The 23,863-nt window shown below is 54.2% G+C and carries 17 protein-coding genes; 13 read left to right on the top strand and 4 right to left on the bottom strand.

The annotated features are described in order from the left end of the window. Window positions 1-313 precede the first annotated feature (313 nt). The 12 genes from EPA93_RS37040 (at window position 314) to EPA93_RS36985 (ending at window position 17,303) form a co-directional block, all read left to right on the top strand. On the top strand, window positions 314-1,648 hold the full coding sequence (locus EPA93_RS37040; protein ID WP_129892345.1) for a purine-cytosine permease family protein: 1,335 nt from the start codon (window positions 314-316) through the stop codon (window positions 1,646-1,648). 63 nt (window positions 1,649-1,711) lie between these two features. Then, window positions 1,712-3,265, top strand: a complete 1,554-nt coding sequence (locus EPA93_RS37035; RefSeq protein WP_129892344.1) for a hydantoinase/oxoprolinase family protein — start codon at window positions 1,712-1,714, stop codon at window positions 3,263-3,265. 20 nt (window positions 3,266-3,285) lie between these two features. Next, window positions 3,286-4,437, top strand: coding sequence for a DUF917 domain-containing protein (locus tag EPA93_RS37030; protein ID WP_129892343.1), 1,152 nt, complete (start codon window positions 3,286-3,288; stop codon window positions 4,435-4,437). A gap of 77 nt (window positions 4,438-4,514) precedes the next feature. Next, the gene (locus EPA93_RS37025) at window positions 4,515-5,666 is read left to right on the top strand and encodes a DUF917 domain-containing protein (protein ID WP_129892342.1); all 1,152 of its coding nucleotides are present in this window, start codon (window positions 4,515-4,517) and stop codon (window positions 5,664-5,666) included. A 560-nt stretch (window positions 5,667-6,226) separates the two neighbouring features. Continuing rightward, window positions 6,227-8,968 (top strand): winged helix-turn-helix domain-containing protein, encoded by a 2,742-nt coding sequence (locus EPA93_RS37020; protein WP_165423651.1) that lies wholly within the window; start codon window positions 6,227-6,229, stop codon window positions 8,966-8,968. Between the two features lie 278 nt (window positions 8,969-9,246). Beyond that, on the top strand, window positions 9,247-10,095 hold the full coding sequence (locus tag EPA93_RS37015) for a helix-turn-helix transcriptional regulator (RefSeq protein ID WP_165423650.1): 849 nt from the start codon (window positions 9,247-9,249) through the stop codon (window positions 10,093-10,095). 75 nt (window positions 10,096-10,170) lie between these two features. Next, window positions 10,171-10,866, top strand: coding sequence for an HAD family hydrolase (locus EPA93_RS37010; protein WP_165423649.1), 696 nt, complete (start codon window positions 10,171-10,173; stop codon window positions 10,864-10,866). A 119-nt stretch (window positions 10,867-10,985) separates the two neighbouring features. Then, on the top strand, window positions 10,986-11,399 hold the full coding sequence (locus tag EPA93_RS37005; protein ID WP_165423648.1) for a PaaI family thioesterase: 414 nt from the start codon (window positions 10,986-10,988) through the stop codon (window positions 11,397-11,399). Window positions 11,400-11,852: 453 nt separating this feature from the next. Then, window positions 11,853-12,284, top strand: a complete 432-nt coding sequence (locus EPA93_RS37000; RefSeq protein ID WP_129892337.1) for an RDD family protein — start codon at window positions 11,853-11,855, stop codon at window positions 12,282-12,284. 616 nt (window positions 12,285-12,900) lie between these two features. Then, window positions 12,901-13,746 carry a sulfurtransferase gene (locus EPA93_RS36995; protein WP_129892336.1) on the top strand — a complete coding sequence of 282 codons (846 nt, stop codon included), beginning with the start codon at window positions 12,901-12,903 and terminating at the stop codon, window positions 13,744-13,746. A 337-nt stretch (window positions 13,747-14,083) separates the two neighbouring features. Continuing rightward, window positions 14,084-15,541 carry a DHA2 family efflux MFS transporter permease subunit gene (locus EPA93_RS36990; protein ID WP_129892335.1) on the top strand — a complete coding sequence of 486 codons (1,458 nt, stop codon included), beginning with the start codon at window positions 14,084-14,086 and terminating at the stop codon, window positions 15,539-15,541. A gap of 169 nt (window positions 15,542-15,710) precedes the next feature. Continuing rightward, window positions 15,711-17,303 carry an acyl-CoA carboxylase subunit beta gene (locus tag EPA93_RS36985; RefSeq protein ID WP_129892334.1) on the top strand — a complete coding sequence of 531 codons (1,593 nt, stop codon included), beginning with the start codon at window positions 15,711-15,713 and terminating at the stop codon, window positions 17,301-17,303. A 68-nt stretch (window positions 17,304-17,371) separates the two neighbouring features. Here EPA93_RS36985 and EPA93_RS36980 read toward each other — a convergent pair whose 3' ends face one another. From EPA93_RS36980 to EPA93_RS36970, 4 genes are all read right to left on the bottom strand, one after another. Then, window positions 17,372-18,085 (bottom strand): TMEM175 family protein, encoded by a 714-nt coding sequence (locus EPA93_RS36980; protein ID WP_129892333.1) that lies wholly within the window; start codon window positions 18,083-18,085, stop codon window positions 17,372-17,374. Between the two features lie 141 nt (window positions 18,086-18,226). Next, window positions 18,227-18,466: a VOC family protein gene (locus EPA93_RS50585; protein WP_207229297.1), complete on the bottom strand. Its 240-nt coding sequence runs from the start codon at window positions 18,464-18,466 to the stop codon at window positions 18,227-18,229. After that, window positions 18,463-18,636 carry a VOC family protein gene (locus EPA93_RS50580; RefSeq protein WP_207229296.1) on the bottom strand — a complete coding sequence of 58 codons (174 nt, stop codon included), beginning with the start codon at window positions 18,634-18,636 and terminating at the stop codon, window positions 18,463-18,465. The genes EPA93_RS50585 and EPA93_RS50580 overlap by 4 nt, the downstream gene beginning before the upstream one ends. A 38-nt stretch (window positions 18,637-18,674) precedes the next feature. Further along, window positions 18,675-19,229, bottom strand: coding sequence for a ribonuclease FAU-1 family protein (locus EPA93_RS36970; RefSeq protein WP_165423647.1), 555 nt, complete (start codon window positions 19,227-19,229; stop codon window positions 18,675-18,677). A gap of 637 nt (window positions 19,230-19,866) precedes the next feature. On the opposite strand from EPA93_RS36970, the gene EPA93_RS36965 reads away from it, so the two are divergent. Further along, window positions 19,867-23,859 (top strand): adenylate/guanylate cyclase domain-containing protein, encoded by a 3,993-nt coding sequence (locus EPA93_RS36965; protein ID WP_129892331.1) that lies wholly within the window; start codon window positions 19,867-19,869, stop codon window positions 23,857-23,859. Window positions 23,860-23,863 lie beyond the last annotated feature (4 nt).

Below are 23,863 nucleotides of genomic sequence, written 5' to 3'. Positions count from 1 at the left end.
AGGCATCTTCTATTCCCAGCAATAGCAATGTCTGCTACTCCTGGCGTCATAGCCGCTTTTTGCTGTATGTCGGCTGCTTGCTCTTGACAATCCCCGGCCCCATATATTATGGATTCATCAATATCATCACTGTTCGCCAACTAACTAGCGTGCTTTTATCATCAAACGTTCGCACAGGAAGAGCGCCCACAAGCAGCTAAAGGCGTCCCACCGGGCCTCAAGGCGGTGGACCTACCCTTCCTGATTTTATTTGACTTCTGGCTATTGGCATCGTAGGACAGGCCCCGCTTTCTGCAATAAGGAGAAGCAAACAGTGAGTAGCAAAGCAAATGCAGAGTCACCCCAGCCTAACGAGCTCGGGCGCGACGATTTCGCCCTGACTCGCGTACCAGCCGAGGAAAGGTATTCGTGGTTTAGCGTCGCCGTACAACGCTTTGGGCAAATCTCCGCCCTATCGCAATTCCTCTTAGGCGCGACCCTTGGCTTTAGCATGGATTTCTGGACTGCCTTCTGGGCTCTGACCCTGGGAGCCGTGATTCTAGAAATTGTGGCTATCTTTACCGGCATCGCTGGACAGCGCGAAGGCTTGAGCACTTCCGTCCTGGCACGCTGGGCCGGCTTTGGGCGCTATGGCTCAAGCCTGATCGGCTTGGTTATCGCCCTCAGCCTGATCGGCTGGTTCGGGATTCAGAACGCCGTCTTTGCCGAAGGGCTTCATCAATTACTCGGCTTTCTGCCTATCTGGGCCTGGAGCCTGATCACTGGCCTGCTCGTTACCGGCATCGTTATCTTCGGCTTCCTCTCTATGACCTGGACTGCCTATATTACCGTACCGGCCTTCCTGCTTCTAGCCGGCTACTCGATCATTAGCGCCCTGCAGCACTACTCGCTGGGACAGCTCGTCTCCTCGCCAGCGCCGGGCCCCACGCTCACCCTGGCCGCGGGCGCCACGATGGTCGCCGGTGGTTATATGGTTGGCTCGGTAATCACACCCGATATGACGCGCTATAACCGCTCAGTCGGCGATGTTATCAAACAGACAGTGCTCGGCATCACCCTTGGCGAATATACGATAGGCTTGATCGGCGTGCTGCTGGCCCACGCGATTAAAAGCGCCGACATTATCGCCATTGTCACCTCGACAAGCGGCGCGATTGGCACAATTATTCTGATCGTAGCCACTCTCAAGATCAACGACTGGAACCTGTATTCCTCGTCCCTGGGCTTTGTCAACATTCTGGATACTGTCTTCGGTCGGCATGTGAACCGGGCCATGGTTACCTTGATGGTCGGCATTGTCGGCACAATTCTCTCGGCCCTTGGCGTCCTTTCGCTCTTCACAGGCTTTTTGACCCTGCTCGGCGTGACCATTCCGCCGATCGCCGGCATTATGGTCGTTGATTATTTTATCTTGCGTCGCCACCGCAAGGTACTCGACGAGAGCGCGGCCCGCGGCGCGCTTCCTGATCGCGTTGAGAGCTGGAACCCGATAGCTATTGCCGTCTGGATCATCTCTTCGCTGGTGGGCTATACGCTGCAATGGGGCATTCCTGTGCTCAATTCGCTTTTCTGTGCTGCTATCCTCTATTATATAGTCAGCAGGGCCGTAGCGCTGTGGCAGCCCACAGTTCAGAAGCAGGAAGCATAAACAAGACTTTATGATTACGCTAGCGGGTGCCGCGAGGTGCCTGCTAGAGGAGGAAAATGTTGTATGCGTTATCGCCTGGGTATCGATATTGGCGGCACGAATACTGATGCTGCCATTCTTGACAACGACAATCGTATACTGGCCAAAGGCAAGACTCCGGTTACCAGCGATGTCATCACTGGCATCGCGCAGGTTGTTGGCCGAGTTCTCAGCGAGGCCCGGTTAAACCCTGAAGATATTTCGCACGCCATGCTGGGCACTACCCAGGTCACTAACGCCATCATTGAGCGCAAAGGTCTGGCCAGGGTTGGCATTGTGCGCCTGGGTGCGCCGGCAACGAAGGCAGTGCCGCCGCTGGCTGGCTGGCCGCAGGATCTGCGCAAGCATGTCGAGGGACCTGGAGCAATCCTGCCCGGAGGCGTGGAGTTCGATGGACGCCCCATCTCGCGCTTCGATCGCGATGCCGTACGGCGCATGGTTGTGGAGGCGCGGGACAAGGTGCAGGCTTTTGCCGTGGCTTCAGTCTTCTCGCCCGTGCGCAACGACGACGAGCAGAAAGCCGCCGAGATTATCGCCGAAGAGACCAGCGCGGGCACGCCGATCTCGCTCTCGAATGAGATTGGTAGTGTGGGCCTGCTTGAGCGCGAGAACGCGACTATTCTCAACGCGGCAGTTACGCCGGTGGCGCGCCGGGTCACGCACGCCTTTAAAGAAGCCCTGGCCCAGCTTGGCATTCAGGCCCAGCTCTTTCTCTCGCAGAACGACGGAACCTTGATGTCACTTGATTATGCGCTGCAATACCCCATCCTGACGATTGCTTGCGGACCCACCAATAGCATTCGCGGGGCTGCCTTTCTCTCGGGTCTCAACGATGCGATTGTCGTCGATGTGGGTGGAACCTCGACCGATGTTGGTGTGCTGGCCTCGGGCTTCCCGCGCGAATCGGCGGTGGCCGTTGAAATTGGCGGCGTGCGCACAAATTTCCGCATGCCGGATCTGGTCTCTATCGGTCTTGGTGGCGGCTCCATTGTCTATAAAGATGAGGATGGCGAGGTCTGCGTGGGACCTGAAAGCGTGGGCTACGCGATCCTGCAAGAGGCCCTGTGCTTTGGTGGCCAGACCCTGACGATGACTGATGTCGCGGTGGCTAGAGGAATGGCCGATCTGGGTGAGCGCAGTCGCATCCAGGTAGCCAGCCAGACGCTTGAGCAAGCCTATCAGCGTAGCGTTGAGCTGGTTGAGGAGGCAGTTGACCGCATGAAGATCAGCGCTAACGATGTGCCGCTGGTAGCGGTTGGCGGCGGCAGTATTCTGCTGCCCGATAAGCTGTCAGGGATCTCGCAGGTCTATAAGCCTGAGCATTTTGAGGTGGCTAATGCGATTGGAGCGGCGATCGCCCAGGTCTCTGGCACGGTAGATCGCATCTTCTCCCTGGAGAATCGTTCGCGCGAGGCAGTTTTGCAGGAGGCGCGCGAATCTGCTTTCCACGAGGCCATACGCGCTGGAGCCGATCCCAGTACGCTGGAGCTCATTGAGGTTGAGGAAGTCCCGTTAGCCTACCTTCCCGGGAATGCGACCCGCGTCAAGATGAAGGCTGCCGGCAAGTTGAAGAGCTAGGGAGTAAGGAAGAGAAGATTATGCGTCAGATTACTGCAGAAGATTTGGAATATCTGGCCGTGGGCGCGGCTATCCTGGGTACAGGCGGTGGGGGTGATCCCTTTATTGGCAAGCTTATGGCTCAGCAGGCCATTGCCGAAGAGGGACCAGTAACTCTGCTCGATCCGCATGAGATTGCTGATGATGCCTTTATCCTGCCAGCAGCGATGATGGGTGCACCTACGGTGATGATCGAGAAGATTCCTGAGGGCCGGGAGATTGTGCGCGCCTTGCGGGCCGAGGAGCGCCGCTTGGGGCGCAAGGCCGATATCATCACGCCAATTGAATGCGGCGGTTTAAATTCGCAGATCCCGTTCATTCTTGCGGCGCGCACACATCTGCCCGTACTGGACGGCGACGGCATGGGCCGGGCTTTTCCCGAGTTGCAGATGATAACCTTCCACATCCACGGCCTCTCAAGCTCGCCAGCGGTCCTGGCCGATGAGCGCGGTTCGCTGATTACGCTGGAGACGCCCGATGATTTTGAGCTGGAATGGCAGGCGCGCGGCATCACGATTCGGATGGGTGGCCAGGCACATATCATCAGCACACCACTCTCGGGAGCCGACTATAAGCGTGCGGCGGTCTTTGGTACGGTCTCTATGGGTATTAAGATTGGTCAAGCCGTGCTCAGCGCGCATAGCCGGGGCATGCACCCGGTTGAGGCCATCTGCGAAGCGACGCAACAAACGGCCAGCGGGCGCGCAATTGTGCTTTTTAAGGGCAAGGTGAGCGACGTTGAGCGCCGTACGCGTGCTGGCTTTGCCATGGGTCGGGCGACGATCCAGGGGCTCGGCGAGTATCGCGAGAGCCAGCTGAGCATAGAATTCCAGAATGAGAATCTTGTAGCCATGCGCGACGGCGAAGTGCTGGCCAGCGTCCCCGATCTGATCTGCCTGCTCGATAGCGAGGTGGGAACGGCGATTACCACGGAACGTCTGCGCTATGGTCAGCGCGTGGTGGCCATCGGAATTCCGTGTGCCGAGATCATGCGCAGTGAGGCTGCGCTAGCCGTCTGGGGTCCAAAGGTGTTTGGCTATGATATCCCCTTTATCCCGCTTGAGCAGCGCTTCAAGGACTACTACCGCAAGTATGGTGTGGCTGGTGATAAGGAAAAATATCTCACCGCCTGATTGAGCGCTCAGTCGGGTGTTCGTGCCCCAACTTCTAGAGCTTAGTTTAACCAGCAAGGCAGAGAGGAAGAAAGCTTATGCGTCAGATTACAGCAGAGGATTTGGACTATCTAGCCATTGGTGCAGCTATTCTGGGTACCGGCGGAGGCGGCGATCCCTTTATTGGCAAGCTTATGGCTCAGCAGGCTATTGCCGAAGAGGGACCGGTGACCCTGCTCGCTGCTGATGAAATTGCTGATGATGCGCTGGTTCTCCCCTCGGCAATGATGGGCGCACCTACGGTAATGCTGGAAAAGATCCCGGAAGGACTGGAAGCTGTGCGCGCGCTACGAGCCGAGGAACGCCGTTTGGGACGCAAGGCCGATGCAACCTCGCCGATTGAGTGCGGCGGGATTAACTCACAGATTCCCTTCTTGCTGGCGGCACGCACGGGCTTGCCGGTGCTTGATGGCGATGGCATGGGCCGGGCTTTTCCCGAGCTGCAGATGGAGACTTTCCACGTCTATGGTGTGGCCGGGACGCCGGCAGTGGTGGCCGATGAGCACGGGGCCATTGTGACAATTGAGGCAAAGGACAATTTTCAGCTCGAATGGCTGGCGCGCGGCGTTACCATTCGCATGGGCGGCCATGCTCAGTTGATCGATTATCCCATGTCGGGAGCTGATTTTAAGCGCACGGCGGTTCGCGGCACTGTCTCTATGGGCCTGGCGATCGGAGAAGCCGTCCATAATGCGCACTCAAGAGGAATCTATCCTGTTGAGGCCGTCTGTGCAGCCACGCAACACACTATCTATGGTCGCGGCATTGTGCTCTTCCGTGGTAAGGTGGTCGATGTCGAGCGCTACACGCGCGCAGGCTTTGCCGTGGGGCACGCAACGCTTCAGGGCCTTGCAGAATATCAGGGTAGCCAGCTTACCATAGAATTCCAGAACGAGAATCTTGTGGCACAACGCGACGGCGAGATGCTGGCCAGCGTTCCTGATCTGATCTGCCTGCTCGATAGCGAGGTGGCCACGGCGGTCACGACTGAGCGCCTGCGCTATGGTCAACGCGTGGTGGCCATCGGGATTCCCACACCTGAAATTATGCGTAGCGAGCCTGCCCTGGCCGTCTGGGGTCCGGCGGCCTTCGGCTACGATATTCCCTTTATCCCGCTTGAGGCGCGCTTTAAGGACTATTATCGCAAGTATGGTGTGGCTAGCGACAAAGAAAAGTATCTCGGGGAATAGAGAGATTATACAATCCTCCCCGGCGATTCCTGGAGGCGTTACTATGTGGAAGAACGCCTCCAGGCCCTCAAATCTATTTTCTGGTCATTGCCAGGACCCACTCTTGCGTAAATTGAGCTCTGCCACACGACCCCTACTCCATAGGTCCTGAGAATAGCTATACAGCGAAAGGTCTGCTGTATTATGTAGACGTGCAAATTTTATGATTCGGGCCCGTCTATTCTAGAATAGACGGATACCTATAGAGGTATATCTACTGCTCCCACCTGTTGCGCCACAGCACGATGTTGCTGCGCTTTCGGATGGTCGGTCAGTGCCAACATGTCTATACAGCCTCAATGAAGGGCTTCAAATAAATCTATGCTGCAGACCCTCGCACAGCACGGGCAGATGAGCCAGCTCGCACCGGAGGGTCCCTGTTTTATTCATGAGAAACAATGCTCCTTGGGGCAAGATCCTGAACACGCAAGATGGGCATTTCTGTGACAAGACGTTCAGGAGCATGTGTTCTTTTGCCTTCGGGGCTCAGGTTAGAGAAAAGTGTTGAGGAAGAGAGAAATATGTATTCATTCGATACCCTGGATGCAGACCTATTAGCAACCAAGTTTTTTATCCCCATTTCAAGCCACGAACTCATTCCACGTCCGCGCCTGTCAAGCCAGCTTGCCAGGTGCGTTCACTATCCCCTGACCCTGCTCTCGGCCCCGGCCGGTTTCGGCAAGACCACCCTGCTCTCGCAATGGCTCAAGCAAGTGCCTGCCTCGACTGCCGTGATCTGGCTCTCGCTTGATGAGACTGACAACAATCTTCGCCAGTTCTGGCGCTATGTCTTCACAGCGCTGGAACGCCGCTTCCCTGGCTCCAGCCAGCAAGCACTCTCGCTCTTACAGGCAGGCCAGCCGTTAGAGTCAAAGCAACTGGCCCATCTCCTGACGAATGCCATCCAGAGCGAACAAAAGCCCTGTATCCTGGTTCTCGATGATTACCATGTTATTCAGCGCTCAGAGATTCATGAAGTCTTCTGCCTGGTACTTCGGCATCCGCCGAGTTGTATGCACCTGGTTCTCACCAGCCGTACAGATCCTCCCTGGCCCCTGGCCAGGCTGCGCGCCCGTGGTCAGTTGCTTGAACTGCGCGACAAGCAATTCAGCTGCACGCCAGAGGAAGCTACTGTCTTCTGCGAGAAGAGCATGAATCTCTTTCTCGCCAAAGAAGACATGCAGCACTTATTCCAGACAACCGAAGGCTGGATTACCGGCCTGCAGCTCTTCGCGCTCGCCCTTCAGCAGGAACACGAGCCTCGCCGCAAGCTTCCCACGCTCCATAGCAAGCATCGCTATGTTCTCGACTATCTGACTGAGGAAGTCCTGCGCCAGCAACCCGAGCAGGTTCAAGCCTTCTTACTGCATACCTCCATTCTCAAACGCTTGCATCCTGCTCTATGCGAAGCGGTGACAGGCCAGAGCAATGGTCAGGAAATGCTAGAGCATCTAGAGCGAGCCAATCTGTTTCTTGTCGGCCTTGACTCCCAACACTGCTGGTATCGCTACCATCATCTTTTTGCGCGCATGCTCCATTCCCACTTGCAACGCGTTTGTGCCCCGCTCATCCCCAGCTTACATCAGCGCGCCAGCCACTGGTACGCCGAACAAGGCAACCTGTGGGAAGCCATAGCCCATGCTTTGCAGGCTAGAGATTGGCCCTGGGCTATTGCCCTGCTTGAGCGCGCAACTCGCGCAATCTCTTATCTGCCGGCCCTGGGCCTGACAACTCTACAAGATTGGCTCCAGCACTTTCCAGTAGAGGTGCTGCACAGCAATCCACGCCTCTGCTTTCTCTACGCCGCATCCCTTGAGTATTATCCCGCCCAGATGGAAAGCTGGTTGCAGAAAGCCGAGGCAGCCATCCAGTCGCAGCCAGCCACGGAGGATGCGGGTACCTTGCCCCAGGCCGAACTCGCTGATCTACAGGGACAGATTGCCATGTATCGCGCATTCAACGCTCGTAGACAAGGCCTCGCGCATGAAGCGCTCACGCTCTGTGAGCAGGCTGAAGGACTCTTAGCGCCTGATAACTACTCCACGCGCGCCCGTATTGCCGAGATCCGCAGCAATGCCTATCGCAACCTCTGTCAGAGCGAACGGGCCTATCAGGCGGCGTTGCAGGCTAGCCAGCTTGCCCATAAGGCAGAGGATCTAGCTGCCTCTATTAAATACCTGCTCACTGCTGCGCTTCCCCTATTCGATCGCGGCCAGCTGCACCAGATCTGGGAGCTAAGCTGTCAGGCTATCGAGCTGGCCCACAATCTCGACGAAACGAAGTTGCTAGTGATGTGCTGGGTCTACGACTACCAGGCTAGAACACTCATCGAGCGCTATCAGCTCGACGAGGCCCATACTATCCTGCAGAAAGCGCTACGCTTAGGTGAACAATTTGCCTTCGCGCCCTATTTAATCCCCGGCTATGCGCTCTCGATCTATCTTGCCTTGCTTCGAGGAGAGCTAGAAGAGGCCCGCTATGCCTTTCAGCAAGCCTCTACCTGGGCCGAGAGCTCGGGCGCGGAGGGACAAAAGGCCTGGCAAGCCGAGATCGAAAAGATCTATTTCTGGCAGGCTACCAGCGATTTACAGAGCGCCTTGCGTTGGGAGACTTCAGTTAAAACGCAGAATCATCAGCAGAATTATGACTGGAATTATGCCGTCACGCTCGGTCTGGCCTGGCTCCGGCTCACTCAACAGCAGCCTGGGGAGGCTTTAGAGCTGCTCCACCCTCTGCTAGAGGAAAATCTGTGCAATAAGAAATGGGGCCATTCCATCGAACTCCTTGTTCCTCAGGCCTATGCCTACCTGCAGCAACAGAAACCTGAGCTTGCCCTACAGACGCTCGATCGGGCTATAGCTTATGCCGAACCGGAAGGATATATTGCGGCATTTATCTGGGGCGGCGAGCCAATCGCCGAACTGCTGCAGCAACTCAAGGCAAGGCAGCCCACGACTACCTCCTTCATCAACACAATCCTGGAAGCTTGCGAGCAGGCCAGGAGGCGCAAAGGCTTCTCAGCAAGCCTGCCTGACATGCTCCCCACGCAATTTTCTCAGGAACTCTTGAGTTCCCGCGAGCTTGAGGTATTGCAATTGTTGGCGCAGGGAGCCAGCAATCAAGAGATTGCCGATGCGCTGGTACTCTCGCTCAATACAGTAAAAGGCTATGTCAGCATTATTCTTGGCAAACTGGGGGTAAGCAATCGAACCCAGGCGGTCTTGCGTGCGCACGAAACGGGCCTACTTGCCGAAAAGCTCTGACCGCTCTGCAATTCAATCTATCAGTAAAATTACGGCGGCAAAGCAAACTGATATGTAGGAATAGTGCTGGATAGTCCCAACATCTTCTGATACGCGCCAAACCTCCTCACAAAATGATGAGCGCAATAGCTGAGGAGAAGGCCATCAGTTGTTTTTTCGGTCTCATCCTGTTAGATTATGGGCAGCAGAAAACTACCCGGCGTAGTTCATATGCCAGAAGCTTCAGGCTATTGCATAAAGCCGCAGTGTATCTTCCTTCTCAAAGGAGCGAGATAGCCATGATACCGAGAAGAGTTGAGCCAGGTTCTATAGGCGCAAGAAGTCAGCTTGCCACTCAAATTGAGCGATCCTATAACGCAGAGCCTCTTACACACGATCACGACTATTATCAAATCGTGTTCCCGCAACACGGCTTCCTTTCTACCCGCATTAAGGGCAAACAGGAGCAGTTCGGGGGGAAATGCGTTCTGTTCTTGCGACCACACCTCGAACATACCTTCTTCGCATCTGCGCCCAACCGCTTTCTCGTCTTTGATTTGCCCGTAGCGCTCATCGAAGGCGTTGGGAAGCAATTCGGCTCCGCGCATGCGCTTCCCGGTTCTCATCTGTTGTCAATGAATCAGCGATTTACGGCCTTTTGTCAATTGGTTAATACGGAAATCACCTATGGAGTAGAAGAGGAACCACTCGTGCTGGAACCTTTGCTTCAGTATCTGGCCACTCTCCTCTTTCTCACAGCCCAACCGCTCAGCGCCGCACCTCTTACAGTAAGCCGAAAAGCCGTAGCACAACGCATGCAAGAGTATATCGAGGCACACTACACGGAGGCGCTTACTCTTCAGGAGATCGCTGTAGCCATTGGCGCGAGCCCTTCGTACGCCCATCGCTGCTTCACTTTGTATGCCGGGATCTCTGCCGTCGAGTATGTGCAGCGCCTCCGCTTAGAGCGAGCGGTTCAACTCCTCCTATCAAGCGATCTGTCCCTTGGTGCGATTAGCCTTGCCGTTGGCTTTCGCAGCCAGGGCTATTTCACGCGCCTCTTCAGTCAAAAGCTAGGCCTATCACCTTCGCGCTATCGCGACCTGCATCTGCAAAAAGAAAGAAGATTGCACAAAAACATGCCATGATAGAGCAAAATATCTTCTCCCATGCCTGCTATGATATCAGTGAAAAATTTGTATAAGCAAAGGAGAAGACGCACGATGGCCACTATGGAAAACGCAGCAACACGCTGGGCGACTTTCGACTGTTATGGAACGCTTGTCGATTGGGAGCAGGGCATGCAAGAGACATTGCAGAGCGTAATCCAGGGGGATGTCTCTGCTCTGCTGAGGCGCTATCATGAGCTTGAGCCCGAAGTGGAAGCCGAACGCCCTTTCCGCCTGTACCGCTTCGTTCTGGCCAAGACCCTTAAAAGAGCTGCGGCTTCGCTCAAGCTCCCTCTTGCCCCTGGAGCTGAGCATGCGTTGGCTGAGAATCTGCCCCGCTGGCCAGTATTTCCGGATGTTGGCCCAGCGCTTGCCGCGCTCAAGGCTCAGGGCTGGAAACTGGCTCTTCTTTCCAACATCGACAAGGAGTTGATCGCCCACACCTTAGCCACCTTCCCAGTCGCCGTAGATCTTGTTATCACAGCCGAAGATGTCAAGTCCTACAAACCCGGGTTGGCCCATTTTCTGCGCTTTCAGGACACAACAGCTGCAACCCGGAAGAATTGGGTGCATGTAGCCCGGAGCTATTTTCATGATATTACGCCAATTCATGAGCTTGGGATTCTTACGGCCTGGATAAATCGTGGAGGCTCTGCGGATTCCGCCCCGCTGGCAACCGTGACGCTGCCTGATCTGACGAGCCTGCCCGATGTATTGGAACAACTCATCCCGGCCGGAAAAGAGCTGTAGGATAGCGACCATGCTCTGGCAAAGCTCCTGCTGACTTTAGCAAGAGCCTACTCCCGAATCAACTCATGTTTTGACTTTCAGCGTTTGCGGAGGCACACATGAATGAGGAAAGATCTTCTATGGATCTCGCAGTCACCAAGCAAGAATTACAGCACCTTCTCTCGGAAGTGGCATTTACCCGCCAGTATGGCTTTGTCGTGCACACCATTGCGGATGGTGTCTGCAGTCTCAATGTTCCTTTTCAAGCGCTGTTCGAGCGGCCAGGCGGAATCGTGAGCGGGCAGGTTTTCATGGCGGCGGCCGATGTCGCGATGTGGCTGGCAATCATGACGAAGTTAGGTCTGAGAGATCAATCTGTTACCGTTGAAATGAAGACGAATTTTCTGCAAGGAGTGAGGCAGGAACCTTTCCTGTGTACAGCAACTATCCTCAAGCCTGGCAAGCGGCTGATTTATGGCGTTGCGGAATGCATGAGCACTCACGGAACATTGCTCACTCATCACACCATTACATACATGCGACTTGAGAGCTAGAAGTGGCAACAGAAGCTATCGCGATATCCCGCAAGGCTTCGTAAGCTCTCCTCAGCGCACAACCAATAGCCTCTGCAGCCCCTTTTCGCCTGCTTATCGCAGCCCTATAGCGAAAAGGAGCAGCGAGGCTCCGTCCTCGGAAAACAGGTCGAGAATGGAGATAAGCACTCCCAAATGCTTACACGACCAGTATACGCGCGCAATATAGCTGCGTCATCCAGCAAAAGTAGCAAAACGACAGAGCTATTTCAAGGACTATCCCCCTCCAAAAGTGTGGTTCCTACGCCATGAGAAATCCCATATTTAGAGGGATGCTTCCCCCGTTTATGACATGTTAGACTGCCTTCACGAAATCTTTATGATGCATGTCAAAGCACTTATATACAGCCTGGCCTTCTTACCAATCAAGGTTTCGCAAGCTAAGGAAAACATGTCAAAGAAAGGAACACACCTATGCAACAGACTTATCAGCCTGCCACATCCCAACTAGTATACGCCTCACCGATCGCCCGCCTGGGTGGCGCTCTCATCGATGGTATTATCGTGGGCATTGTCGGTGGGGCCATTGGTGCAGCGCTTGGAGCCATTGGAGGAAACGTGCAAACCATGGCCGGAGCGGTTGGACTTATCATCTACCTGCTTTACTATACCTTAACGCGAGGCAACACTGTAGGGAAACGCGTGCTCAAAACCTGCGTAATCGCAGAGCCAGATACCGCAGAGATCAGCTACGGACGCGCTTTTGTACGCGCGCTCGGTGGCCTGCTTGATGATTTTCTCATGATTGTCACCCTTTTCCTGGTGCTGCTCTCGCGCAAGCGCCGGCGCTTTGCCGATCTGATCGCGGGTACTGTCGTCGTCGAGCGCACTTCTGTTATGCGCTGATCGTCAACGCTTCGCCTTACTCCTGAGATTTCCAGGCTGGAAGATCCTGCGGCTCTAATTGCGGTTGGCTAGAAAATAGCTTTGAAGCGCTGCCGATAAGCCAGAGGATCTCCATCTCTTCCAGGGACCTCGTTTCTCACCCAGGGCATGACCGCTCGCATGCCTTATAGAGAAGCGCAGGTCCGTTTTCACCCCTCTCACCCACACTCGCCCATCCATATTAGCAGCCCGCGCCTGCTCTACAGCGATCAGCAATAATATCAAATCTGGTTGAAAAGCGATGACAAGGGGGTCCAGGAGTCTCTCCTGGCGGTGGAACCCTCTCCGGGAGAGAGGTAATAGGGGTCCCCAAATAATTAGTATTTCAACTGATTTAATATTATTCAAGACTCTAGCAGACAGACAAGGAGAACAGCGCTATAATAGAGCATAGGGCAGGAGCAAACTACTAGCAGGAATAGCAGATTGGCTGGCTCTAGACTGGCAAGATATTTTACCTCTTGTCTCTTGACACCTTTGCTAGAGTGCTCCTATACTAGATTCTGAGATAAGTTACTTTACTTGATCTACAAAGTCAACAATTTACATATCTTTCGTAAAGAGGAGGACCGATAGTATGTCCGACTACGCACATCCCGAGACGCTCGTCGATACCGGTTGGGTCGCTGAGCATCTTAACGATTCCAAGGTCAGGCTGATTGAGGCCGACGAAGATGTCTTGCTCTATGAAGTGGGCCATATTCCCGGCGCGGTCAAACTTGACTGGCATGTTGACGTACAGGACCCTGTGAGCCGCGACTTCGTGGACCAGCAGGATTTTGAGAAGCTGATGAGCCGTTGGGGCATCAGCAACGATACCACAATCGTGCTCTATGGCGATAAGAATAACTGGTACGCGGCTTACTCGTTCTGGCTGTTCCGCGTCTATGGCCACCAGAATCTCAAGATCATGAACGGCGGACGTGCAAAGTGGGAGGCCGAGAAGCGCCCCTATACCAAAGAGGTACCGCATTACGCACCTACTACCTATCATGCCCAGCCGGCTAACGAAGACATTCGCGCCTTCCGCGACCAGGTAGCGGCCGGGCTTAAGGACGCCAATCGCCGCTTGATCGACGTTCGTTCGCCACAAGAATTTACCGGCGAGATGCTGCACATGGTGAACTATCCCCAAGAAGGTGCGCAGCGCGGTGGCCATATTCCTGGCGCCAAGAATATTCCCTGGTCCACAGCCGCCAATTCTGACGGCACCTTTAAGTCAGCCGAAGACCTGCGCGAGATCTACGGAGGTAAGGATATCACTCCCGATAAAGATGTTATCACCTACTGCCGCATCGGTGAGCGCTCGGCTCACACCTGGTTCGTCCTTACTCAGTTGTTAGGCTATCCTAACGTACGCAACTATGACGGCTCCTGGACGGAATGGGGCAGCCTGGTACGTGCGCCTATCGAAAGGCCATAAGCGTTTTGGCTTCCCGGCGGAGAGAAAAACTAAGAAGGCTGCTTTCTTCTTTTCTCCCGCCAAGCGGACAGCGCTGAAGTCTTGATGAGAAGCCCACATACGACCTTGCCGATAATATTCTCGCCAAGCTCCACCCCTGCTCATCTCTCCTTGCCCTGAGTCCATTTTTTTCGCCCCACATTTTGCCCTCATAGCCCCATCCTTACGCCCCCACCCTGGACAGAACCGCTTCGCCCCATTGATAACTACATGCTTATGTATTGATATTTATGTGCTTTAGCAGATACAATGATGGGTATAGCAATCGAACCATTGCCACATCAGCGGAGAATATCACATGCATCGTCTTTCCATCAATCCAAAAGTTAGTGTTAGTATTGTCTTCGTCGCAGCCATGTTTATGAGTATCATGGACTCGACTATCGTCAATGTCGCCCTACCCTCCTTGAGCCGCCAGTTCCACGCTACAGGCACCTCCATCGATGCAATCGTAGTTGGCTACCTTGTCAGTCTGGCTATTATCATTCCCGCCTCGGGCTGGTTGGGCGACCGCCTGGGTACCAAGCGTATTTTTCTTGCCGCCCTGGCGCTTTTCACCCTGGCCTCGGCCCTCTGCGGCCTGGCCGATAATATGCCCACGCTCATTGGATTCCGCGTCCTGCAGGGCATAGGCGGTGGTGCGATGACTCCCGTAGGAACTGCTATTCTCTATCGCACTTTTCCCCCGATAGAGCGTGTGCAAGTCTCGCGTATTCTCACCGTACCAACCGTGTTTGCTCCTGCTACAGGTCCCGTATTAGGTGGCCTCCTTATTGACAAGTTATCCTGGCACTGGGTCTTTTATGTCAATGTGCCGATTGGCATTGCTGCCTTCCTGTTTGGCCTCTTCTTCCTCAACGAGTATCGCGAAGGCTCGGCAGGCTCTTTCGACCTGGCCGGCTTCTTCCTTGGCGGCTTTGGCCTTGCGCTGACCATGTATGCACTCAGCGAGGGACCCAGCGAGGGCTGGACCTCAGTTGGTATTCTCAGCACAGGGGTCGTAGGGCTTATTCTCTTAATTGTATTCGTATTTGTCGAATTACGCTCAAAGCATCCAATGCTAGATCTACGTCTTTTTAATGATCGTCCTTTCCGTACATGCAATATCATCTCAATCTTCACAAGTGCTGGCTTTCTGGGTTTACTTTACGCCGCTCCACTGTTCTTACAGGAGGGGCGCGGCGTCTCTGCCCTCGTTTCCGGCCTGACCACCTTTCCCGAAGCGGTTGGAGTGCTGATCTCAACACAGATCGTCACACGTATCTATCCTAATATCGGGCCGCGTCGCCTGACCTTTGGCGGGCTTTTAAGCGTGACCATCGTTATGCTGCTTATGTGCACAATCGGTAAGGACACATCCCTCTGGATCATGCGCGCTTTGATGTTTTTCATAGGAGCGGGGATGGCCTTTTCTTTCACTTCTGTACAGGCTGCTGCCTTCGCAACAATCTCGACAGCGCAGACGGGCCAGGGCTCAGCGCTTTACAACGCGCAACGCCAGATCGGTTCCTCGCTGGGTGTGGCCTTGATTAGTAGTGTGCTCAGCATTGTAGGCATGACGCAGATCAGCGCAAGTGGAGCTGTAGTTCCCAATCTCTCATCCTATCATGCGGGATTTATTACCTCGGCCATAATCATCTTGATTGGTGCCTGTGCGGCCCTCACGCTACGCGACAGCGATGCTGCTTCAACCATGCGTCGTAAGATAAGTCCAACTGAGCCAGAAACTCAACCCGTGCATATGCTGTTAGACTAGCCTGGGGAACATTTTCGGAAGCAGAAATGCTTGTGAGTTATTTGCGGACGCGGCGTCAAGGCGCTGCGTTCCGTATTATATACAGGCAAACAATAATCTGAATGAAGATATGATATACTGCGAACGTATTCATTATAGTTCACCAGTATATCAACGGAGATGTAGTCACATGACCACAAGTGAACGTAGCTCTCAAGAAACTTCACATAGCAAAGGGACTCAGGAAAAGATAGCTGAGCTACACGAGCTCAGGGCCGCAGCAAAGCTAGGCGGCGGCCAAAAAGGGATCGAGACTCAGCATAGTAAAGGCAAGCTTACGGCTCGCGAGCGACTCGATCTCTTGCTCGATCCCGGTACATTTAACGAGCTAGACATGTTTGTGACCCACCGCACTACCGATTTCGGTCTTGGCGATAAAAAGATCCCGGGCGATGGTGTGGTCACCGGCTATGGCCAGATAGATGGACGCCTTGTCTACGTCTTCTCGCAGGACTTTACTGTCTTTGGCGGCTCGCTCTCCGAAGCCCATGCAGAGAAAATCTGCAAGGTGCTCGATCTCGCCATGAAGAATGGCGCCCCGGTTATCGGGCTCAATGATGGAGGCGGCGCGCGCATCCAGGACGGCGTTGTCAGCCTGGGAGCTTATGCCGATATTTTTCTACGCAATACCCTGGCCTCGGGCGTGGTGCCTCAGATCTCGGCGATTATGGGCCCCTGCGCCGGAGGAGCTGTCTACTCCCCAGCGATCACAGATTTCATCTTTATGGTCGAAAAGACCAGCTATATGTTCGTCACCGGCCCCAACGTTGTAAAGTCAGTGACGCACGAAGATGTGAGCTTCGAGGATCTGGGAGGCGCGCGCGTCCACAATACCAACAGCGGCGTAGCACATTTTGCCTGCCCAACCGAACCCGACTGTATACGCATGCTGCGTCAGTTGCTCAGCTATATTCCTTCCAACAATCTCGATGATCCACCGCGCGTCACTCCAACTGACTCGCCAACGCGCAGCGCTGAGGAGCTGGATACCATCATTCCTGATAACTCCAGCAAGCCCTACGACATGAAGGCCATTCTCCACCATATCGTGGATAACGGCGAATTCTTCGAGGTACAGGAACACTTTGCCCAGAATATTATCATTGGCTTCGCCCGCCTCAATGGCCGTTCCGTAGGCATTGTCGCGCAGCAGCCACGCGTTCTGGCCGGCGTCCTCGATATTAATTCGTCCGACAAGGCGGCCCGTTTTGTGCGTTTCTGCGATTGCTTCAATATTCCGATCATCACCTTTGTGGATGTGCCAGGTTTCTTGCCCGGCGTCGGCCAGGAACATAGTGGGATCATTCGCCACGGTGCCAAGCTCCTCTTTGCTTACTGCGAGGCCACGGTTCCCAAGATCACAGTCATTACGCGTAAGGCTTATGGCGGCGCCTACGACGTCATGAGCAGCAAGCATGTACGCGGCGATATCAATTACGCCTGGCCAAGCGCTGAAATTGCCGTGATGGGACCAGAAGGGGCAGTAAATATTCTCTTTAAGGATGAGATCAAGAACGCTGCCGATCCTGAGCAGCGCCGCAAAGAGTTAACGGCAGAGTATATTGAGAAGTTCGCTAATCCATATGTCGCGGCCAGCCGGGGCTACATCGATGAGATCATAGAGCCGAGCCATACGCGGGCCAAACTGATCAATGCCCTGGAGATGCTCAAAAACAAGCGCGATACGAATCCCAGCAAAAAGCATGGCAACATCCCGCTCTAAGCGCTGTCGCCGCTAACCTGCGTAAAGATGGCTGCACAAAAATCCTTGCATGCCGTCTTTACGCGTCCTCATTCTTCAATCAGGGACGCAGATTCCTCTTCAGCCTGCGAGCTCTTTGTAGACGTTGGGGGCTGCTGCCGGCCCGTCCAGTGCCAATCAACCTGGCTGGGAATAATATAGACGATAGGAATTACTGCGTAGCAGAGCAGGCTAATGAGCGGATTGAAAAAAGAGATGGCTATCGCGACAAGACAAATAAGCGGCGAAATGATGATCCTTACCTTAGCCGAGCGCACCAGGTGGGGCGTTACCTGCTCGCTTGCCAGCAGTTTGCTGCTGGTAACATACCACCAGTGACCATAGACGACTATCCCAATGGCGATCAGGTGGCAACCATAGATGATAATAGCCAGCTTATCTTGCCAGTGCCGCGAGAGCAGGGCCGTCGAAAAGGGGATAAAACCAATCAGCAGCAAGTAGAGCAGATTAATCCACAATAAAGGCCGATTTACCTGTTTGATGTACTGAAATTGAAAGTGCTGGCTCACCCAGTAGACGCCCGCCAAAGCAAAGCTGAGCACATAGGTTAGCAGTCCCGGCCATAAACCCAGTAATTTCGTGACCCAACCATCTCCATCAGGCGGCTGGATATTTAATACAAGCAGCGTCATGGCAATTGCGAAGACGCCATCGCTCAAAGCCTCAATGCGATTCTTGTTCACCTTAACCAACCCCAAGTGTACTTGTTGCCCTTGCCGAGCTCTGGGAGGTCGCTGCTGCATAAGCGCACCTCATTATAGCGATACAGCAGGCTCGTTCTATCTCGCCTTCCCCTTATCCTTACCTTTTACAGCACCAACAATCAAGAATTTACCTCATCTGGTGTATAACCCGGACCCGATCCGATTATACACCAGAGCACTCTAATCAGCCTTCTCAATAAGTTCTAAGAGCACACCATTTGTGCCTTTAGGATGCAGAAAAATAGCGCGCCCCTCAGCGGCCGGGCGAGGCTGTTGATCCAGGACAGGAGCCCCCTTATCCCGCATCTCTTCAAGGGCTGCATCGATATTATCGACCTCCAGGCAAATGTGGTGCAGCCCTTCTCCGCGCTTCTCTAAAAACTTGGTCAGGCTAGAATCCGAGGTTGTTGGCTCGATCAATTCAATCTCGCTCCCCCTGGTCCTCCAAGTGGGAGAAAGGCGATGCGCACCTGTTCGGTCGGCACCTCTTTAATCGCGCTGGGAGTAATCCCTAGCACATCGCGATAAAAGCTCAAAGCTTGCTCGATATTCTTGACGATAATCGCAACGTGATCAATCCGTTTGGGCATAAGCGGGCTCCTTTAACTCGGATATATCTATTTCCCCGTTACTTGCCGCTACAGGCCAGGTGAAACTCAGTGAGGTTTAGACGATGAGGCACAGCCGCAAAGAGGCCTACGCTAAGCTGAATCGAACTGGTTAATGTACGCAAAGCCATCAAGGCGCTAATGCGCGTCTGCTCATCGTAATGTAACAGTTCCGCCATTTCTTCAAACTCGGCCTGCGTCAAGACCTCATAAGATAAATCAGGCTTGACTAGAACGCTGAGATCCAGATCGACATAAGATAAGCGCTCAAGGGTTATCTTCGCGGGCTGGATAATTGTAGCATACGTGTGTATAAGCTTGCTCTCATTGTAGAAGGCGCTGAGCATGTACCAGCGCTCGGGCCAGAAGAACTGCAAACAATGAGAACGTAGAGGACGTGTGCCGGTCGCCCAGTTCATGCGCGTGCCGGCAGGCAACCACAGCCGCACAACATCATTAGCATTATCGTTTTGCTCATCACCAAGCTGCATTTCCGCGTCTAATCTATACGCACGCCACGATCCACGTTGTATTTGATCATAGCTACGACTCTCCACAAGAAAGTCCCGTTGCATAAATTGCTCTCCCTTCCGTCTGCTCATAGTACGCAAATATAGCATAATCGTCAAGCAAAAAAAGCAATAGTCCCACCAACCCTTCAGCCGGCGCCCACAGGGCTACGCGCACATACGCTTTCTTAACTTCGATACAACAGTTTGCTCAGCATCGTTTGCCGCATACATACCACCTCAAAGCAAGAGAGGTACCTGATGTACTTACGTCTTTCCTCTCTTTATACTCTCAATAAAGATATATCTCTATATAGAAACACGTTCTTCTCTCAACATATTTCCCATTTATTAACAACAGTGCAAACCGGCAAATGGGAACAGCTTGCAACAGATGGGCCACTCAGCAGGCCAGCTAAACCTCCTCTCGCTGTTCGCAAGCTGCGGACACAGTAGGCTCTTTAGAAACATTTGCCTGTGCTTATTCGTTTAGCCATTTAATGAGAGAGATAACCAGCACCTTCCCTTGAGCCAGGCAGGCTTCTCCCTTTTTCCCGTGATATGTTGTAGAATGGAAGGCAAGTTTCTCATCCATTTCATACCGTATGTGGCGCTGGGAGTAATCCCTGACACATGCGATAAAAACCCGAGGCTTGCTGAACATTCGTGAAATAATGACAGAAGCTGCACATGCAGAGGTTATATGCGCTGCCCCAATTGTCAAACTATTAATCCAATAAACGCCAAGTTTTGCCTGGAATGTGGCAATCGTCTTCTCGTTTGCCCAAATTGTGGTACGGTAAATCTGCCGATCGCCAAGTTTTGTATCGAATGCGGCACCTCCTTGCAGGCCTTACGGGAGCAAGATACAGTCCCAATACAGCGCATCGTAGAAGCTGAGGCCACTCAGCCAGTCGCCGACTTGCTCCTTCCCTCAGAAGAGCGCCGCGTAGTTACCGCCATGTTTGCCGATATCACAGGCTCCACTCCCCTGGCGGACCGCCTGGACCCTGAAGATATGCGGGCCATTCTGACAGGCTACTTTAATCTGATGGCCGAACAGATTCGCATGCACGAGGGCACCATCGAGAAATATATTGGGGATGCCGTTATGGCGATATTTGGCGTCCCCTTCACGCACGAGGACGATCCAGATAGGGCAGTACGCGCAGCTCTCGATATGCAGAAAGCGCTAGCCAGCTTCAATGAGCAACGTTTAGCGCTCGACCCGGGTGCAACCCGCCTGCAGATGCGCATCGGTCTCAATACTGGTGAAGTCGCAATCCCGGCCAATGTGCAGCAGCGCCAGGACTTCTTGATTACCGGCGATGCCGTCAATATCGCTGCGCGCTTACAGCAAGCCGCCACACCCGATACTATCCTGGTGGGAGAACGGACTTACCTGAGCACACGCGAGGTCTTTGAATTTCAGGCTATCGCGCCTCTGCACCTTAAAGGGAAGCCCGAGCCGATCCCGGCCTATGTTGTGTCGGGCCTGCGCAGCAATACGCCGGCCATCACGCAGCATCCCCGGGGCATTGAGGGTCGGCAGGCCCAGATGATTGGGCGCTCGTTGGAGCTTACGCTCATGCATGCCAATTATGCGCGTGTCCGCGCGGAACGTCATCCTCACCTGATTACAATTCTGGGAACTCCTGGCATTGGCAAGTCCCGCCTGGTACGCGAGTTTATTGCGCGCGAGCAGAGCAAAGCCCAGAGCGTCCACTCTAACGAACATAATGTGGCGCCAAAGGTCTTGATTGGACGTTGCCCGCCGTATGGGGAGGGCATCACATACTGGCCGCTGATAGAGATCTCGCGCTCATTGCTACAGGTGCAGGAAAACGAGACAAACGAAACCTTGCAGCAGCGCTTCATAGAGTTCGTCAGAGAGGCCCTGAAGAAAGTTGCCAGTAGCGAATCCCCGGAGGAGATTGCCGGGATCATTTTGCGCAGCCTGGGGCGCAATTTGAGTGGCACGATGCAGAAGCAGGAGCGCGAGGTAGCCAAGCCCGAGCGCCGGATAGGTCGACGGCGCGCCAGACTCAAGCAGAGCGGCACGCAGGTGGCCTTGCTACGCGCCTGGCGCGTCTTGTTGGAGGCGCTGGCCGAGGCGCAACCGCTTATCATTGTGGTTGACGATCTGCAATGGGCCGACGAGGCCTTGCTCGATCTACTTGAATATCTCACCGATCGCATCACTTCGGTGCCGATCCTTTTCCTCTGCCCTGCGCGTCCCGATTTCTTTGAACGCAGGCGCGATTGGGGCGGCGGACGGCGCAATTTTACGACGATTGAGCTAGAGTCGCTTTCGCAGGAGGAGAGCAGCGAGCTTATCGATGAGCTGCTCAATACTGACGATCTTCCCGATGTCCTGCGCTACACGATCCTGGCACGCGCGGAGGGAAATCCTTTCTTCCTTGAAGAGATTATCCGAATGTTTATTGACCAGGGTATACTTGTCAGCGAGCAGGAGCCCGCGAGCGGTAAGACTTTCTGGCACGCCGGTCGGTATAAAAATACGCTGACGGAGTTGACGACTCCCGGGGAACATCCGGATGACTCGCTCATCAATATGCATTATGTGCTGCCTTTGCCTCGCGTGCCCGATACGATTCAAGGCGTTCTTGCCGCGCGCGTGGATCTCTTGAATCCTGTGGAAAAACTTGTGCTGCAATATGCGGCCATCATAGGGCGCACTTTCTGGCTCTCGTCACTACTAGCCATGCTACCAGACCTTTCCCTTGAGATGATCCAGGCGGCCCTGGCCTCGCTTGTCCAGCACGACTTCATCATTGAAACCGAAAAGGCTGTACGCAGCCCTGTCGAGCAGGACCTCTTCTTTAGTTTCAAGCATGTCTTAATCCGCGATGTAGTTTACAACAATATACCGCGCGGCAGGCGCTGCGAAGAGCATGTGCGCATTGCGCTCTGGCTGGAAGACAGGACCAAGGATGATCGCGCCAACTATGCGGAGCTGCTGGCCTATCATTATCAACAAGCGCTTAATAGCTGGTCACCAGGTCTGGCTATACGCACAGTTGAAGTCAAAGATCCGGCCCATCCAGAAGCTGGCTATATCCATTTAACCCAGCCCGAGTTGCGCCGCCGCGCCATCAGTTACCTGGTGATGGCCGGCGATCAAGCCTTGCAGAGCTACTATACGGTTCGCGCGCTACAGGCTTACAATGACGCCTATGAATTGCTCAATGAAAGCGATATGGATTCGCTCTCACGCATTAATTTGCTGGAGAAGCGCGGGGATGCCAAGTTTCAGCGCGGCAACGCCGATGAGGCCTGGCAGGAATACCATGATGCGCTGCACCTTGCCATCGAGAACAATGCCTTGAGCCAGGATCGCTTGCTTGCACTCTACTGGCGCCTTGTTGAGCTGGCTACGCGCTGGCAAGGCATGTTTAACAATCCGCCCGATCCGCAGGAGGTTCGTGGCTATATCGATGCCGGCTTACGACTCTCAGAAGCAAAGCCAGCCGGCCATAAACGCATCGCCTTCCTTACCTTCCAGGCCTTCTGGTATACGCTACAGCTGGACGATGCGCCATCTGAGCAGAAAGTTTCGCTAGTCAAACAGGCGCAGGCCAGTGGGCAGGCGGCATTGCATTTAGCAGAGCAGCTCAACAATCCGCTGGCGCTCTCGCTTACGCTTGATGCCATGTCCTTTATCCAATGCGAGCAACATCAGTATAAAGCCGGTCTGGAGCTTCAGTTGCGCCGCCAGAAATTGGAGCGCTCACTTACAGATCGCGAAGAATTATACGATCTCTATATGTCGCTTGGCCATGCCTATGAGCGTACTGCCGATTATCCTACAGCGATGATGTGGTTTGGCCGCGCCTGGACCAATGCGCAGACCATGGAGAATCCGGGCTTGCTGGTAAAATGCCTGGTTGGCCGGATGCGGGCCTGGCGTCAGTGGAATCGCTGGGATAATGCCGTGGAGGTAGCGCGAGAAGTATTGCGCCTGATCGAGCAATATCAGCAGGACGAGAAGCGCCAGATGTGGGCTCTGGAGACGCTGGCAACCATCGCCTATCGGCGCGGCGAACAGGAGCAGGGAGATCAGTATTCGCGACAATATAAACGGCTTCTTGATCAGCAAACTGATGAGCAAGCCCGAGCCAACTGGCGAACACGGCTGCATTCCATCCATCTATCCCAGGAAGATTGGGGTCAGGCGCTAATTGACTATCAGGAAAAGCTACAGCTCAGTGAACCCACGCCTTCCCCCGAGGTGCTGGCCACGCTAGCTGAGCTACTGGTTGTTAAAGGCGAGGATAGCGAGGCCCAGGCTCAAATCTGCGAGCGGGCAATTGCCCTTGCCGATGAAGCGGGAGACCGCAAAAGCTTGCTCATTGCTCTACGTGCTCATGGCCGCATGTACCTGGAGCAACAGTCCTGGAAGTTGGCCGAAGATGAGTTGCGCCGCGCCTTAAATCTCTGCGAAGTCCTGGATCTCCCCTGGGAGCAGGGCAATACACTCTACTACCTGGGTATGCTGTATAAGCAGCGAAGCAGCTCTTCTAGCGAAGAGAAGGTCAACAGCCGTAGCGCGGATCTGAGCCGCGCCCGCTATCACTTTGAGCTGGCCGCCGACTTTTTCGAGTCACTCAAGGCGGTGCCCAGCGTGCAGCGTGCCCACCTGGCTCTTACCCAGGATCTTGAGGTAAAAGTTTAAGCGC

It is taken from the genome of Ktedonosporobacter rubrisoli (assembly GCF_004208415.1).
Taxonomy (GTDB): Bacteria; Chloroflexota; Ktedonobacteria; order Ktedonobacterales; family Ktedonobacteraceae; genus Ktedonosporobacter; species Ktedonosporobacter rubrisoli.
The sequence above is the reverse complement of the archived record's forward strand: the minus strand, read 5'-3'. Positions and strand labels throughout refer to the sequence as shown.

Bases quoted from the DNA above. Each gene is read 5' to 3' on its own strand.
- EPA93_RS37035 (WP_129892344.1), top strand. From the start codon at position 1,712: ATGCGTTATCGCCTGGGTATCGATATTGGCGGCACGAATACTGATGCT.
- EPA93_RS37030 (WP_129892343.1), top strand. From the start codon at position 3,286: ATGCGTCAGATTACTGCAGAAGATTTGGAATATCTGGCCGTGGGCGCG.
- EPA93_RS37025 (WP_129892342.1), top strand. From the start codon at position 4,515: ATGCGTCAGATTACAGCAGAGGATTTGGACTATCTAGCCATTGGTGCA.
- EPA93_RS37020 (WP_165423651.1), top strand. From the start codon at position 6,227: ATGTATTCATTCGATACCCTGGATGCAGACCTATTAGCAACCAAGTTT.
- EPA93_RS37015 (WP_165423650.1), top strand. From the start codon at position 9,247: ATGATACCGAGAAGAGTTGAGCCAGGTTCTATAGGCGCAAGAAGTCAG.
- EPA93_RS37010 (WP_165423649.1), top strand. From the start codon at position 10,171: ATGGCCACTATGGAAAACGCAGCAACACGCTGGGCGACTTTCGACTGT.
- EPA93_RS37005 (WP_165423648.1), top strand. From the start codon at position 10,986: ATGGATCTCGCAGTCACCAAGCAAGAATTACAGCACCTTCTCTCGGAA.
- EPA93_RS37000 (WP_129892337.1), top strand. From the start codon at position 11,853: ATGCAACAGACTTATCAGCCTGCCACATCCCAACTAGTATACGCCTCA.
- EPA93_RS36995 (WP_129892336.1), top strand. From the start codon at position 12,901: ATGTCCGACTACGCACATCCCGAGACGCTCGTCGATACCGGTTGGGTC.
- EPA93_RS36990 (WP_129892335.1), top strand. From the start codon at position 14,084: ATGCATCGTCTTTCCATCAATCCAAAAGTTAGTGTTAGTATTGTCTTC.
- EPA93_RS36985 (WP_129892334.1), top strand. From the start codon at position 15,711: ATGACCACAAGTGAACGTAGCTCTCAAGAAACTTCACATAGCAAAGGG.
- EPA93_RS36980 (WP_129892333.1), bottom strand. From the start codon at position 18,085: ATGCAGCAGCGACCTCCCAGAGCTCGGCAAGGGCAACAAGTACACTTG.
- EPA93_RS50580 (WP_207229296.1), bottom strand. From the start codon at position 18,636: ATGCCCAAACGGATTGATCACGTTGCGATTATCGTCAAGAATATCGAG.
- EPA93_RS36970 (WP_165423647.1), bottom strand. From the start codon at position 19,229: ATGCAACGGGACTTTCTTGTGGAGAGTCGTAGCTATGATCAAATACAA.
- EPA93_RS36965 (WP_129892331.1), top strand. From the start codon at position 19,867: ATGCGCTGCCCCAATTGTCAAACTATTAATCCAATAAACGCCAAGTTT.